Source organism: Nostoc sphaeroides, from assembly GCF_003443655.1.
Taxonomy (GTDB): Bacteria; Cyanobacteriota; Cyanobacteriia; order Cyanobacteriales; family Nostocaceae; genus Nostoc; species Nostoc sphaeroides.
Genome location: NZ_CP031941.1, coordinates 1,085,938 through 1,100,456, shown reverse-complemented (window position 1 = coordinate 1,100,456; position 14,519 = coordinate 1,085,938). Strand labels below are relative to the sequence as shown.

General features: G+C 43.2%; 16 protein-coding genes. 7 read left to right on the top strand and 9 right to left on the bottom strand.

Annotated features, from left to right (window positions below):
• Positions 1–40: 40 nt before the first annotated feature.
• The gene (locus D1367_RS05160; protein ID WP_118164006.1) at positions 41–349 is read right to left on the bottom strand and encodes a WGxxGxxG family protein; all 309 of its coding nucleotides are present in this window, start codon (positions 347–349) and stop codon (positions 41–43) included.
• A gap of 343 nt (positions 350–692) precedes the next feature.
• A complete protein-coding gene (gene smpB, locus D1367_RS05155) occupies positions 693–1,169 on the bottom strand; it encodes an SsrA-binding protein SmpB (RefSeq protein ID WP_118164003.1) in 477 nt (158 codons plus the stop codon).
• Between the two features lie 640 nt (positions 1,170–1,809).
• On the opposite strand from smpB, the gene D1367_RS05150 reads away from it, so the two are divergent.
• Positions 1,810–2,493 carry a response regulator transcription factor gene (locus D1367_RS05150; RefSeq protein WP_118163998.1) on the top strand — a complete coding sequence of 228 codons (684 nt, stop codon included), beginning with the start codon at positions 1,810–1,812 and terminating at the stop codon, positions 2,491–2,493.
• A gap of 204 nt (positions 2,494–2,697) precedes the next feature.
• Here the strand turns inward: D1367_RS05150 and D1367_RS05145 are convergent, their stop codons facing one another.
• The 4 genes from D1367_RS05145 to murC form a co-directional block, all read right to left on the bottom strand.
• Positions 2,698–3,168 (bottom strand): low molecular weight protein-tyrosine-phosphatase, encoded by a 471-nt coding sequence (locus D1367_RS05145; RefSeq protein ID WP_118163993.1) that lies wholly within the window; start codon positions 3,166–3,168, stop codon positions 2,698–2,700.
• 69 nt (positions 3,169–3,237) lie between these two features.
• A complete protein-coding gene (locus D1367_RS05140; RefSeq protein WP_100900466.1) occupies positions 3,238–3,585 on the bottom strand; it encodes a YbaB/EbfC family nucleoid-associated protein in 348 nt (115 codons plus the stop codon).
• Between the two features lie 280 nt (positions 3,586–3,865).
• Complete coding sequence (murB, locus tag D1367_RS05135) at positions 3,866–4,867, bottom strand: UDP-N-acetylmuramate dehydrogenase (RefSeq protein WP_118163989.1); 1,002 nt, start codon at positions 4,865–4,867, stop codon at positions 3,866–3,868.
• A gap of 124 nt (positions 4,868–4,991) precedes the next feature.
• Entirely contained in the window at positions 4,992–6,455 is a 1,464-nt protein-coding gene (gene murC, locus D1367_RS05130; RefSeq protein WP_118163986.1) for a UDP-N-acetylmuramate--L-alanine ligase, read from the bottom strand.
• 402 nt (positions 6,456–6,857) lie between these two features.
• Here murC and nadD point away from each other — a divergent pair, with 402 nt between their 5' ends.
• Together nadD and D1367_RS05115 are read left to right on the top strand one after the other, a co-directional pair.
• Positions 6,858–7,508, top strand: a complete 651-nt coding sequence (gene nadD / locus D1367_RS05120; protein WP_118163982.1) for a nicotinate (nicotinamide) nucleotide adenylyltransferase — start codon at positions 6,858–6,860, stop codon at positions 7,506–7,508.
• Positions 7,509–7,624: 116 nt separating this feature from the next.
• Positions 7,625–8,638, top strand: coding sequence for a type I glyceraldehyde-3-phosphate dehydrogenase (locus tag D1367_RS05115; protein WP_118163978.1), 1,014 nt, complete (start codon positions 7,625–7,627; stop codon positions 8,636–8,638).
• A 179-nt stretch (positions 8,639–8,817) separates the two neighbouring features.
• Here the strand turns inward: D1367_RS05115 and thiL are convergent, their stop codons facing one another.
• Positions 8,818–9,861, bottom strand: a complete 1,044-nt coding sequence (gene thiL / locus D1367_RS05110; RefSeq protein ID WP_118163974.1) for a thiamine-phosphate kinase — start codon at positions 9,859–9,861, stop codon at positions 8,818–8,820.
• Positions 9,862–10,096: 235 nt separating this feature from the next.
• Here thiL and D1367_RS05105 point away from each other — a divergent pair, with 235 nt between their 5' ends.
• On the top strand, positions 10,097–10,684 hold the full coding sequence (locus tag D1367_RS05105) for a Uma2 family endonuclease (protein WP_118163969.1): 588 nt from the start codon (positions 10,097–10,099) through the stop codon (positions 10,682–10,684).
• A 70-nt stretch (positions 10,685–10,754) separates the two neighbouring features.
• Here the strand turns inward: D1367_RS05105 and D1367_RS05100 are convergent, their stop codons facing one another.
• Positions 10,755–11,861: a peptidylprolyl isomerase gene (locus D1367_RS05100; RefSeq protein ID WP_118171123.1), complete on the bottom strand. Its 1,107-nt coding sequence runs from the start codon at positions 11,859–11,861 to the stop codon at positions 10,755–10,757.
• Positions 11,862–12,123: 262 nt separating this feature from the next.
• Between D1367_RS05100 and efp the strand changes: the two genes are divergently transcribed.
• The 3 genes from efp to D1367_RS05085 all read left to right on the top strand — a co-directional run bounded on the left by efp (position 12,124) and on the right by D1367_RS05085 (position 13,770).
• Positions 12,124–12,681 (top strand): elongation factor P, encoded by a 558-nt coding sequence (efp, locus tag D1367_RS05095; protein WP_100900474.1) that lies wholly within the window; start codon positions 12,124–12,126, stop codon positions 12,679–12,681.
• Positions 12,682–12,789: 108 nt separating this feature from the next.
• Complete coding sequence (gene accB / locus D1367_RS05090) at positions 12,790–13,347, top strand: acetyl-CoA carboxylase biotin carboxyl carrier protein (RefSeq protein WP_118163966.1); 558 nt, start codon at positions 12,790–12,792, stop codon at positions 13,345–13,347.
• Positions 13,348–13,422: 75 nt separating this feature from the next.
• On the top strand, positions 13,423–13,770 hold the full coding sequence (locus D1367_RS05085; RefSeq protein WP_100900476.1) for an ArsR/SmtB family transcription factor: 348 nt from the start codon (positions 13,423–13,425) through the stop codon (positions 13,768–13,770).
• Between the two features lie 99 nt (positions 13,771–13,869).
• Here D1367_RS05085 and D1367_RS05080 read toward each other — a convergent pair whose 3' ends face one another.
• Positions 13,870–14,481 carry a GerMN domain-containing protein gene (locus D1367_RS05080; protein WP_118163962.1) on the bottom strand — a complete coding sequence of 204 codons (612 nt, stop codon included), beginning with the start codon at positions 14,479–14,481 and terminating at the stop codon, positions 13,870–13,872.
• Between the last annotated feature and the right edge of the window lie 38 nt (positions 14,482–14,519).

Genomic DNA, 14,519 nt, shown 5'->3' with positions numbered 1-14,519 from the left:
TTCTACTGAACAACTGACAACTTAATGAATTTTCTATTGTCTAGTCTCTGTAGGTAGTGGCCCCTGGAGCATTAGGGTCGCGGTATGCGGTGGGTTCGTTCCCACTCTTTTTACCACCCAAACCAGCCAAACCAGCTAGACCAAGTAATCCTAGCCAACCCCAATCAAAACCGTTGCGATCGTTGCGATCGTTATTGTAAGTGGTCGTTCCTGAAGTTGACGTTCCCGAAGAAGTACCGCCTCCTGGGTCAGTTGTCGTCTGAGCTTGTGCGGATAGAGTTAAGGGTAAAACTGCCATACTCAAGGTGAGAACGCCAGCACCAACAGCTGTAATGAAATTACTTTTCATAAGTTGTGACAATTCCTTATGCCATCCGAAGTTACTCACCACTTTATCGATTCCCAACCTTAAGAAAATCAATCTGTGGCTATAAACTAGGAATTTTCACAACTCACGCCGTGGACATACAACATACTTTTTACAGCAATTCACTTCTCACTCTAGTAGTCTGTTTCATAAGTTCTGATTGATTAGTTTGTTATCAAAACCCTGTAAAGACGCGAAATTTCGCGTCTTTACAACCTAGTACAGTAAGGCGTAAATAAACTACTCATTCCAAATCCCCAAAAAGTCTGCCCTATTAAGCCTTTTGAATGCGTGACCTTTGACTCCCGCCATACGACACTGAGGCTCAATAATTTTTCATTGCCCGTTGAATGTCACGCTGGTCTTGGCGTCGTTTCAGGTCTTCTCGCTTATCGTGGAGCTTTTTACCTTTGCCAAGGGCTATACTCACTTTTACCCAGCCACGTTTGAGATACATTTTCAAAGGGATTAAAGTTAAACCCTGCTGTTCTACTGTGCCAATTAGCTTGCGAAGTTCTTTTCGATGCAACAGCAGCTTGCGTGTACGCCGTGGTTCATGATTAAAATATTGTCCACTAGCGTTATAAGGCGAGATATGCACATTGATCAACCATGCTTCACCATTACGAAGCAAAGCATAGCCATCTTGGAGATTGACTTTACCCGCACGAATCGACTTAACCTCAGTTCCTGTCAACTCAATTCCAGCTTCGTAAGTTTCTAGAATTTCATACAAATAACGGGCTTGGCGGTTGTCGCTAATAACTTTGTAACTGTCGCTCTTGTCGCTCTTGTCGCTCATTGATAATTTGGTGTGCTTAAAATGTACCTAACAAATTATTTGGATTGGTTTGTTAATTATAGGCTGTATCTTAGAACCGCTATAAATTCTGAACTGTATATCACTAATTTAGCTTTTATTAGTTCACAATTAAGAGTCTTATGGCAACTTTAAGTTATATGATACCGATTACCTGTGAGCTTGCTAAGACTTGAGGCTTAAGCCCCAGGTCTTAGAAAGTTTCATTTTGTGTAGTTTCACAAAGAATTGGATGATGCCAATAATCATTAGTGATTAGCTAAAAATTAATTACAAAGGGCAAAAAATAAAAGATATTGATCCGTACTTAGCTTTTAGTAAATTATTTATTAAGTTAATATTAATTTACACTATGCTAGTATTTACTGTGCTTTATTGATGAGTTGTTACAAACTACAAAGCTCTCTATGCCTCCCAAAGAGAGCTAGTCAAAGGTGAGTTACACTTCTTTAACCCTTTTTAAGGATTTAAGATTTTCTTTATAAATCATCCCTAAAGGCAATCATTAGGTGGTAATCCTGTCATAGTATGAAACATAAGAACACTATTATTGTCTGTGTTCACTGATGAAGCGCGTAAAAGCAAATTTCTGAGTAAAAAAAATGCTAGGGGTGTATTGTCCATGCCCTTGACGATCCTTGTAGTGGATGATGATTTGGGCACTCGCCTGTCTGTTAGTGACTATCTTGAACTGTCTGGCTACTCGGTGATTACGGCTAATGACGGTCAAGAGGCTTTGGTTATGGTGGATGAGCATCATCCAGATTTGATTGTCACAGATATCGTGATGCCACAGATGAATGGCTACGAACTAGTGCGCCGGGTGCGTCAACAACCAGTGTTTCGGTTATTACCTGTAATTTTATTAACAGCGCGAACTAAGACCCAGGAAAGAATTTTGGGCTACCAGTCAGGGTGCGACTTATTCTTACCCAAGCCTTTTGAACTGGAAGAGTTAGCAGCAGCAATCCGCAATCTTTTGGAGCGATCGCAAATTATTCAATCGGAGTATCGATTTTCTCATAAAGAGAGTTTGGGCATTTCCGCCTCGACAAAAGCGGTGGATGCCCATAATTCTTTGTCTACTCAAATTCAGAAATCCCACTTGCACTCATCCCTAACTCATAGAGAACAGGAAGTCCTAGAGTTATTGACTCATGGTTTTTCTAATGCTGATATGGGTCATCAGTTACACCTGAGTCCTCGCACAGTGGAAAAGTACGTTAGCAGTTTATTGAGAAAAACCTCAACCAGCAACCGAGCAGAATTAGTGCGTTTTGCAATAAAGCATGGTCTAGTGGAATGAAAAAAGTTAGGAGTTAAAAGTGAGGAGTGAGGAATTAAAACTTTTAATTTTTCACTCCTAACTCCTAACTCCTAACTCCTAACTCCTAACTCCTAACTCCTAACTCCTAACTCCTAACTCCTAACTCCTAACTCCTAACTCCTAACTCCTAACTCCTAACTCCTAACTCCTAACTCCTAACTCCTAACTCCTAACTCCTAACTCCTAACTCCTAACTTTTGCCAGCAGACCTTCACAAGCATCGATCAGTAAATCAATAACCCGATTAAATCCCTCTTGACCACCATAATAGGGATCTGGAACTTCCTTCAGGGTGTGTCGAGAGCAAAACTCGCACATCAAACGCACTTTATGCTGATACTGCTTAGTTTGATCAAGAGTGAGGATGTTCTCATAATTTTCTTGATCCATCGCTAAAATCAAATCAAAGTCTTGAAAGTCTGACTTTTGAAACTGGCGTGCTTGACCACGTAGTTTAATTCCCAACTTTGTAGCAGCCGCAGCACTCATGCGCCTGTCAGGTGGGCTACCAACGTGATAACTAGATGTACCAGCAGAGTCACAGAGTATCTGTTCGCTCAAGCCAGCCTGCTCAATTAAATGATTCATAATGTTTTCTGCCGATGGCGATCGGCAGATATTACCTAAGCAGACAAATAGCAACTTGTAAGCCATACATATATTTTGTTTTTTGTCAATAGTCATTTGTCCTTTGTCAAATGACCAATGACTAATGACTAATGACTAAAATCCAGGAAGTTCTAGTCCACTGGTCAATTCTTCCATACGTTCCCGCATTGTTGCTGTGGATTTGTTGTAGGCTTCTTTCATTGCCACTGTCACCAGATCAGAAAGTACTTCTGCACCTTCTCCTAGAGCATCTGGAGAAATTTCTACTCGCTTGGGTTCTTGGTTCCCACTGACAATCACCTTGACCAGACCACCGCCAGATTCTCCTAGAATCTCCATTTGCTCCAATTCTTCTTGGAGTCGCTTTGCGCCTTCTTGAACTTGCTGCGCTTTCTTAAAAGCGTCAGCCAATTCTTTCATTTTTCCTAAGCCAAAGCCGAATCCTTGTCCTTTACCTGTCATAATTAGTTTTACGCGTATGCGTTGAATAACAAATCAAATTCAATTATAGATGCGGTAAGTAATTTGCCTCTTTTTTTACCAATAATTAATGCGTCATAGAATGGGGCATTGGGGATTGGGGATTGGGCATTGGTTGTTATAGCTATTTTCAGGTAAATAGACCACGCGGTAGGGGTTTAGCAATGTGCTTTACCCTTACAACAGATGTGGTTCAAATAGATGAAAACTGCTATAATTCTTCTTCGCCATTCCCCATTCCCTATTCCCCATTCCCCATTCTTTATCCACAAGCACCTTGAAACTCTCCGAGCATTTTGACTTCTGGCTCTAAATTAATAGACCAACGTTCTTGTACTTGATGTTGGATGTGGCGAATGAGACAGAAGATATCACTAGCTTTGGCTCCACCACGGTTAACGATAAAATTAGCATGGAGTTGTGCTACTTGCGCTCCACCAATTTGGTAGCCTTTCAAACCAGTTTGTTCAATTAACCAGCCAGCACTGTAAGGTTTGGGATTGCGGAACACACTCCCACAGCTGGGGAAGTTGTATGGTTGGGTGCTTAACCGATGCTTTTTGTGTTCTCTGGTGATTGCCACAACTGTTGCTGGGTCTGCACCTGGCGCGAGTTGTAATGTGGCTTGGGTGACTATGCGATCGCCACCTTGCAATAATGAAGTTCGGTAGCTATAACCTAACTGATCGGGGCTAAGAGTTTCCAACGTGCCATCGGGTGAAAGTACCTGGGCACTAACTAACATATCTGCGATACAGCTATTATGTGCCCCTGCATTCATCACTACAGCACCTCCGGCTGTTCCAGGGATACCAACAGCCCACTCCAATCCTTGCCAGCCTAATTCTGCTGCTGCCAATGCCAAACTGGGAATTGATTCTCCAGCAGCAACGGTTAATTGACCGGTTTTGGGGTCAAAGTTGCTGAAGCGGAGATGACGAGTAGCAATGACTAAACCTGATATACCGCGATCGCTCACCAGCAAGTTAGAACCGGCTCCCAGTGTTGTCACCTTTAAATTACGTTCTTTTGCGTATTTAAGACTTGCTTGCAGTGCTTCTAAGTTTCGGGGGGCAACGTATAAATCAGCTGCTCCCCCAACTCGATAGGAAGTGAATGCTGACAAAGAAGCCTGGGGCTTGATCGTACAATCAGTATTGGGTAAGTAGATTACTTCACTCTCCACCGAATTAGTTGTTTGGGGTTGCTTTGTATTCAAAGCAGAAACTGTGCAGACGTTTCCAGCTGCCTGGGAAATGGTCATCTTTACTTTTTTTGGTAAAATTTTTACATTTATTTACCGTAAAAAATACGGTAATAGAGTTCACAGATGGAACCGTTGCTAGACGGGCGCTTTGCTCAGAAATAAAACTTCGCAAAGTTTCCACTTAAGATGTGGCTTTAGCAGGTTCACAAAGTGTGGTAATTATTTCAGGAATCACCTGATTCAAGTTCCCAGCGCCCAAAAACAGCGCCAAGTCTCCTGGGCGTAGTGTTTGCAGCAAGTATTCACACACTGAGGGTAAAGTTGGTTGATAAATTACCTGCGAATGCTGTTTAGCAATTTCCGCCGCTAGATGTTCACCAGTAATTTGTCCTAAATTGGGTTCACCTGCACTGTAAATATCAGTCAGTACAACCAAATCAGCATGGGTAAAGGAATCGGCAAATTCTTCTAAAAAGGTGAGTGTACGGCTATAGCGATGGGGTTGGAAGATGGCAACCACTCTTTGTCCTGGCCTTGCCTGTAAGCGGGCTGCGGCAAGAGTAGCGCGAATTTCGCTAGGATGATGAGCATAATCATCGATGAAGGTAATACCATCGACTTCACCCCGGAACTCAAAGCGGCGTCTTGCTCCTTCAAAGGTGGCGATCCCTTTGGCAATTTCTCCAAATTCTAAGCCTAAGAGGCGACCAACAGCTACTGCTGCTAAGGCGTTACTGAGATTGTGCCGACTTAGCAGGCGTAACTTCAACACGCCCAAAGCTTTGCCTCTTTCCCAAACTAGAGCCGTGGTGCCATCAGCCCGATAATCAATATTAGTAACGCTGTAGTCAGCGTCGGTGTCTGAGTATAAGCTGTAGCTGATTGTGGGTTGCAAGCGATCGCGCACTGTAGCACAATCAATGCTACCTATTAAGGTTTTACAACCCTTAGCAAATGTCTGAAAGATGTCAATGACTTCTTCTAATGTCTCGTAATGGTCTGGATGATCGAGTTCAATATTAGTGATGATGCCAATCTCTGGAGCGTGTTTTACCAAGGAACCATCAGATTCATCTGCTTCGGCTACCAAATATTGGCTTTGTCCCAATCGAGCATTACCAGACCAAGCATTGACTTCGCCACCAACTAAAATCGTTGGGTCAAGACCTGCTTCCAGAAGCATATAGCCAATCATGCTACTGGTTGTAGTTTTGCCGTGTGTTCCTGCCACTGCAATACTGTGGTAATCGGCAATTAAAGCTGCTAGTACATCTGAACGATGTAAAATTGGGCAACCTAATTCCAGCGCTGCTTTGTATTCTAAATTATTCGTGTTAATTGCTGTTGAACAAATAACTTGAGGCAGTATTGAGTTAGTAGCAGTAGGTAATTGTTCTTGTGAATTTAATACTACTGCATTTGCCAATACCTGTGGGCGAAAGAATTCGAGATTGCTTGCCTCTTGTTTACCAAAAATATGAGCGCCGATAGATTCCAACTTGTGCGTAATGTGGTTAGCACGAAGATCCGAACCTGATACTGGAAATTGACGCTTGGCGAGAACGTATGCCAGAGCAGACATACCTATACCACCGATGCCAATAAAATGAAATGGTCTACCACTAAAATCTACAGAATTAGTCATTTATTGCTCCTTTTACACCACACCACACCATAATCACAAATGACACGCGTATCATAACAGGAATTTGATTTTTACCGTAACTGTCCCTTAATCATGTTTATGTTTGATGGCCAGATGATATTTATGCTCAGGTTTTGCTTGTTCAGAATGATTTTACCTTGGTTGGAGGTTTTTACTATTTCTGAACTGTTTTTAAGATTATTCTGAAAATTTTGGTCGCATCGGGAAAGAAATTCTTGTGATGTCAAATACATCTTTTTGGTTACCTTACTGGAATTGGCTACATCATACATTGTTAGTGAAGCTGATTTTAAATTGCATCCAGTTTAGGCATGAATTGAGTACAATAGTACATTGGTAATGAAACTATTTTTCAATTGCATAAAATCCACGCAGAACTGGATGCAGCAACTAGCAATTTTTGGTGGCACATTTGATCCAATTCATTGGGGACACCTGCTGGTAGCCGAGAGAGCTTTGCATCAAGTATCCCTTGAAAAGGTAATTTGGGTGCCATCCCTCAATCCTCCCCACAAACAAGCAGCTTTGTTTGAGCATCGTGTGGGAATGCTGCAATTAGCCATAGAAGATAACCCAGCGTTTACTGTCTCACTAGTGGAGGCAAATCGCTCTGGGACTTCTTATGCCATTAACACCCTGATAGACTTATCTGCTTTTTACCCAAATACTCACTGGTACTGGATCGTAGGCTTGGATACTTTCCAAACTTTACCCCGTTGGTACCGTGGACACGAACTAGCACAAATGTGTGATTGGTTAATAGCACCCCGACTGCTAGGTGGTGAGACTATAACTCAAAGCAAATTAATCTGCAAGCAAGTGGAGCAACAACTGAGGGAGCAGTCCTGTACCATTCACTGGCAACTCTTAGATATACCGTTAGTAGGAGTTTCGTCAAGTCTAATTCGCAAATTTTGCCGCGATAACTTCGTCAACGCTAAGGGCGATCGCCAGTCAATTCGTTATTTACTCCCAGAATCGGTTAGATCATATATCACTAACAACAATCTCTACTCGAACAAATCTGAATAAATTATGTGTTTTTTTGTTGATCTAACACTTTATGGTTAAAAGTGCCCCCCCCCTTTGCGATATGATTGGGGTCAACGATATCAACATATAAGCATAAATACAGAGGGCAAGACACTGTGATTAGAGTTGCAATCAACGGTTTCGGGCGCATTGGACGTAACTTTGCGCGTTGCTGGGTGGGTAGAGAGAATAGTAAAATCGATCTTGTCGCTATTAATGACACTTCAGACCCTAGAACCAATGCTCATCTGCTGAAGTATGACTCGATGCTAGGGAAGATCAAGGGTGCTGAAATCAGTGCCGATGATAACTCTATCATCGTTAACGGTAAGACCATTAAGTGCGTATCCGATCGCAACCCAGAAAACTTGCCCTGGAAAGATTGGGGAATTGACCTAATTATCGAAGCAACCGGGGTATTTACTAGCAAAGAAGGAGCGCTCAAGCATGTAAATGCTGGAGCTAAAAAAGTTCTGATTACCGCTCCTGGTAAAAACGAGGATGGCACTTTTGTGGTTGGTGTGAATCATCACGACTATGACCACAACATACACCACATTATCAGTAACGCTAGCTGTACTACCAACTGCTTGGCACCGATTGCCAAGGTGTTGAACGATAAGTTTGGCATCATCAAAGGCACGATGACCACCACCCATAGCTATACAGGTGATCAACGCTTGCTAGACGCTTCTCACCGGGATTTGCGACGAGCGAGGGCAGCAGCGATAAACATTGTACCCACCTCTACTGGTGCAGCAAAAGCAGTTGCGCTGGTTATCCCAGACCTCAGAGGCAAGCTAAATGGTGTTGCCTTGCGCGTACCTACCCCGAACGTCTCAATGGTAGATTTCGTAGTTCAGGTTGAGAAGCGTACTATTACTGAAGAAGTTAACCAAGCTCTCAAAGATGCTGCTGAAGGGCCACTTAAAGGTATTTTGGCCTACAGCGAACTAGAACTGGTATCGTCTGATTATCAAGGTCATGATGCTTCTTCGATTGTTGATGCGAACTTGACTTTGGTCTTGGGTAATGACCTTGTAAAAGTTATGGCGTGGTATGACAACGAGTGGGGTTACAGCCAACGAGTTTTGGATTTGGCAGAATTGGTAGCCGAGAAGTGGGTTTAATTAAACAGTGAGGAGTGAGGAGTTAAAAGTGAGGAGTTAAAAGTGAGGAGTTAGGAGTTAAAAGTGAGGAGTTTTCAATAACTCATAACTCATAACTCATAACTCATAACTCATAACTCATAACTCATAACTCATAACTCATAACTCATAACTCATAACTCATAACTCCTTTTTAACTCTTAACTATTGAAATGTTGAAATCCCTGGCTAAGACTTAGAACTTGGTCAGGGAATTTTTTTTGTTCGTCGTGCAATAGTACTGTTGATCCGGGTGTAATCTTGCCTACGATCGCAGCACCTTCACCAAGATATTCTACTAAGGCTGATGCTGACTCTTGTGATAAGCACAGCACTAATTCAAAGTCTTCGCCACCGTATAGAGCATATTCTAGGGCTTGCTCTTGTGTCAGCCAATGGTCAAAAGCTGCTGGAATGGAAATTTGTCTGCGTTCTAAGATAGCGCCAACGCCACTGGCGCGGCAGATTTGAATAATCGCATCTGCCAAACCATCGCTGCTATCCATACCAGCAATGGGGAGTTGGGAGTTAGGAGTAGAGACGCGATTAATCGCGTCTGTACAGGAGTTAGGAGTTAAGATTTTCTGGAGAATTGGTAAGACATCTAATCGTGGCTGTGGGCGTTGGTGGGCGTGGATTAGAGTCTTGCGATCTGCATCTTTGAGGTTTTGCTCTAATTCGGGATGCAAGAGCAGTTCTAAGCCAGCTCTTGAGGCTCCATGAACGCCTGTAACCACGATCGCATCTCCCACAACAGCAGCAGAACGGCGGATAATTTGACTAGGGTGAACTTGACCAAAAGCGGTAATTGCCAAAGTCGTCACAGGCGATCGCACGACATCACCCCCAACAATTGAGGTATTGTATTTTTGCAGGCATTCTGTCATTCCCTGGTATAATCGCTCAACCCAACTCACCCTAACTTCGCCGGGGAGTCCCAACCCGACGGTAATTCCCAATGGCGAAGCGCCCATTGCTGCTAAATCTGATAAATTAGCAGCAGCAGATCGCCAACCAGCATCTTCTGGGGAAGTGGTAATGTTGCTAAAATGTACGCCATCAACCAGCACATCTGTTGTCACTACCAAAGATTGCTCTGGTGCAGTCACAAGCACTGCGGCATCATCGCCGATAATTTCTGGAGGACAAAAGCGCTGTAATCTTTCTAAAAGACCTTGTTCACCAATATCTTTGATTTTAGTCATTAGTCATTAGTCATTTGTTATTGGTTAGGGAACTCCAAAAAATAAATTATTCCACATTAAAGTCGTTGACTGTTGACTGTTGACTGTTGACTGAAAACTCGTGAACCGTCAACGGTCAACGGTGAACAATAGCAATGGAATATTTTTTTACTTGGAAGTCCCTTAATTCTCTCCATCTCTCTCATCTCCCACTTCCCCAAGTTACGATAAAGGTGTCGTCTAGGGGGATGTTGGAATGGTTTCTACACCAGTAACAAAGCTCACATTTGAAGAGTACTTAACTTATGATGATGGCAGTGGTTTTCACTATGAGCTAGTAGATGGCAGGCTGGAATTAATGAATCCCCCTACAATTCAACATTTTTTGATTGTCGCTTTTTTAGATACCGCATTCATAGCGGAAATTCAGCGCTTGAGTTTACCTTGGTTAACTTTTCGGGAAACTGGGACGAGGACGGGAAAAAATAAGTCTAGGTTAACTGACTTGTCTGTGGTGACGTATGAGCAAGCAAGAGAATTGATCAATGTATCAGCAGTCTTTGAATCACCACCATTATTAATCGTAGAGGTAGTCAGTCCAGATTCTATCAAGCGGGACTATCGTTATAAGCGGTCTGAATATGCGGCGGTTGAAGTGGCAGAATATTGGATTGTAGACCCACTAAAAGAAAAGATTTCTGTACTATGGCTAGAAGATGGATTTTACGAAGAGACGGTGTTTACTGGGCACCAGCAAATTGGATCGCGGACTTTTCCAGAATTAGCGATCGCAGTTGAGCAGATATTCACCGCAGGAAATCTGAATCAGGGGAGACGCGATTAATCGCGTCTGTACAGGAGTTAGGAGTTAGTAATTATTCTCCCTCATCTCCCTCATCTCCCCTGCTCTCTTCTTATGCAGTTTGCGGCTCAACCAGATTTTCTATTCCCTGAATCACAGTTGCCGATTCTATTTTGTCACCCGCCTTTAGTTTATCTAAAACCTCTTTGCCTTCGGTAAGATAGCCAAAAACAGCATAACGACCATCTAATAGGTTGCGTCCGGCGGGGGTGAGTTCTGGTTCAAAGAGAAAGAAGAAGAATTGTGATGAACCACCATTTACTTCACTTTCGGGACGAGCCATCACTACTGCCCCAAAAGCAGAAAAAGGCAGAACTGGCATATCAACGTAACGACCAGCTTCTTCTAGAGTAATGCCATAAGTAGGTGCTTTATCACCCTGAACTAAGACTTCTAAGGGTATAGCGCGATATTTACCCGTGTTTGGATCAATAAAACCCACGTCTTTACCGGCTGGATCTCCAGTTTGCAGAAAGTAAGATTCTTCAGAACGGGTAAATTCTAAGCCATTATAAAAACCCCTCTGTACCAAATCTACAAAATTACCAGCAGTGACAGGGGCACTATAACCATCTACTACAAGGGTCAAATCGCCTTTGTTGGTTTTGATTTCTACAGTGGCACGACCTTTAAGTTGTGGCAGGTTACTGTACTCAGTAGGGACTTCAAATGGGAATTGTTTCACCATTGACTCTTCTATCTGAGTAACGAGATTCAGAAGTTTGCCTCTGTCTTGGAGAATTTGTTCTTTATCTTTACTCTTCGCCAATTCTTCTAATTTACCCACCCCAGATTTCAACTCGGTAATCCAAGCTTCGGCTTGGGGTTGGCGTTCTTCGGGAACGCTTGTTAAGATTTGGGAGGGTTTATCGAGAATGCGGGATGCGTTGCTGATGTCCTTGGAAATAGCACCCCACCGCCGATTAGCCCGGAGTTGGGCAGAGATGTCCTCTAAACTGGCTTGTAATTGCCGTACAGGTTTGTTATCTATCGGGAGTGCATACCGCAACAAAGCCTTGCCGTCGGTAATTGCGTTGCCGGCTGGCAGCGCGGCGCTACTGGAGGGAGTCCACCCAGCTGTAGTTATGCCTAAAAATATTGTTACCAGCAGTATTGCCATTAGGCTGTTCTTCAGCCAGGATTTTAATAAGTTAAGCATGGGATAACTCAAATGCAGCATTAGATTGTTGACTGGTTGTAACCCATCAATAATCTTCCCATAGCATGAGTGTTGAGTGAAAATAAATGCAAGTGGATCAGGGAGATGAGGGAAACTCAAATCAGTGAACAGTTATCACAGACGATTTTCTTAACTGACAACTGATAACTGCCCCATGCCCAACGCCCCGTGACTAAATAGCTAATTACTCCGCTAGAAGGGTACAATAAATGCCGATTGTCTTCCAAAATTTGAAAGTTTCATGATCTCCAGTAACGACTTTCGACCCGGTGTTTCAATTGTATTAGATGGGTCTGTATGGCGAGTGCTAGAATTCCTGCACGTCAAGCCAGGTAAAGGTTCCGCTTTTGTCCGAACTAAGTTAAAAAATGTCCAAAGTGGCAGCGTAATGGAAAAAACGTTCCGAGCCGGGGAAACGGTGCCGCAAGCCACTCTAGAAAAAAGTACGATGCAGCATACCTATAAAGAGGGCGATGAGTTTGTCTTTATGGATATGGAAACTTACGAAGAAGGCAGATTGACCCGCGCCCAAATTGGCGATCGCGTCAAATACCTGAAGGAAGGTATGGAAGCTGAAGTTATTAAGTGGGGCGACCAGGTGCTGGGAGTAGAATTGCCTAAGTCTGTGGTTCTGGAAATTATCCAAACAGATCCAGGTTTAAAAGGTGACACTGCTACCGGTGGGTCAAAACCAGCAACTCTAGAAACTGGTGCAGTTGTGATGGTTCCTTTGTTTATTTCTCAAGGAGAACGCATCAAAGTTGATACCCAAGAAGATAAGTATATCAGCAGGGAATAACTTTCATCTCTATGGAGATGCAAGTCCCGATTTAAATCCCTACATAGGGATTAAATCCCTGCCACACTTAAGATGCTAATTTACGGATAGGTCGAGGTAATAAAAACTGTGCCATTGGACTTTAATGAAATCCGCCAACTATTGGCAACTATCGCCCAAACAGATATTGCAGAAGTCACGCTCAAAAGCGATGATTTTGAACTAACAGTCCGTAAGGCTGTGAGCGTCAGCAATCAGATGTTGTCGGTAGGTCAAGCGACCTTCGGCGGTGTGGTAGGTTCGGGCCTGACATCGGGTTCATCTGGGGGAAACCAGGTGAACGCCAGTCAGGTAACGGAGGTGTCCACATCTCGCGTGTTTGAGAATACTGGTACTAGCACACAATTGCAGTTGTCAGTAAATTCTCCCTCAATCATTGACCAGAGATTAGTAGAAGTGCCTTCCCCAATGGTGGGAACCTTTTATCGCGCTCCTGCACCTGGGGAAGCGGCATTTGTGGAAGTTGGCGATCGCGTCCGCAAGGGTCAAACTGTCTGTATCATTGAGGCGATGAAGCTGATGAATGAAATCGAAGCCGAAGTCTCTGGACAGGTGATGGAAATTCTTCTCCAAAATGGCGACGCTGTAGAATATGGTCAACCTTTGATGCGAATTAACCCCGATTAAGTATTAATCTATATATGAAATGAGTCATCCCAAATGAGTCATCGTTAAAACTTCAGTCCTTGCGGGTTAATCCTGATGAAACAAACGTTGCCTTTACCGCCAGAAGTGGTGCAACAAGTAGCTGAATACTTCAGTCTGTTAAGTGAGCCGATGCGCCTGCGCCTGCTCCATTTATTACGGGATGAAGAAAAATGCGTGCAAGAGTTGGTAGAGGCAACACAGACTTCTCAGGCAAATGTGTCAAAACATCTAAAGGTAATGTGGCAAGCAGGTATCCTTAGCCGCCGCAGTGAAGGAACTTGCGCCTATTACCGGGTGGAAGATGAAATGATTTTTGATTTGTGTAATCGGGTTTGCGATCGTCTTGCCACAAGGTTAGAACAGCAAGCCCGTAATTTTCGTGTATTAAATAGCAAACGGTAATTCTAAGAAAGTTATGAGTTATGAGTTATGAGTTATGAGTTATGAGTTATGAGTTATGAGTTAAAACTCCTCACTCCTAACTTCTAACTCCTAACTTTTTTAAAGCTGATAATTTTTCTGAAAGCTTTCACGAGTTAGTGGCTGTTGTAACTCTACACCTTCACCACCTAATACATCCAACTGTTTGCCGTTCACGTCAATGTACACTTTGGCTTTGGGATTTAAACTTGTCGCAGTATAAACAACTTGTCCGACGCGACCCATCATTGAAGTACTACCACCACCACTGGTAAAATCTTCAGATAAATTAACATGAACTTCGTCATTTTCTGATTTTAGCCCCAAAAGTTTAGTTCCTTTGGGGATAGTTGTGGAATCTGTCCCTTCTGTTGGGCCTGCTAACAAACTTTGGAAAGCTGCTTCTAAAGGCTGGTTGGCTCCTATAGAAGCGACTTTAACAGGCTGGGGGACTAAAGTAACATTTTTGTCCGTTGGTTTTAGCCAATAAACGTTAGGGGTTTGCTCATTAGCTGGCTGCCTAGTTGATGGCTGTGCTGGCTGTTCGATGCGCCCAGAGGGGTTTGGTAGTGTGGGTGTATTGCTGGAGTGTGTAGTAAACCAAGCTACACCGCCACCCACCGCTACAACCACTGCTGACACGGCTGCAATTGCGCCTGAAGAAATACGATTAGATCCTTGTTGGTCTTTCATGTTCAAAACCTTCCTGACTGAGGGCTGATTTGGTAGTT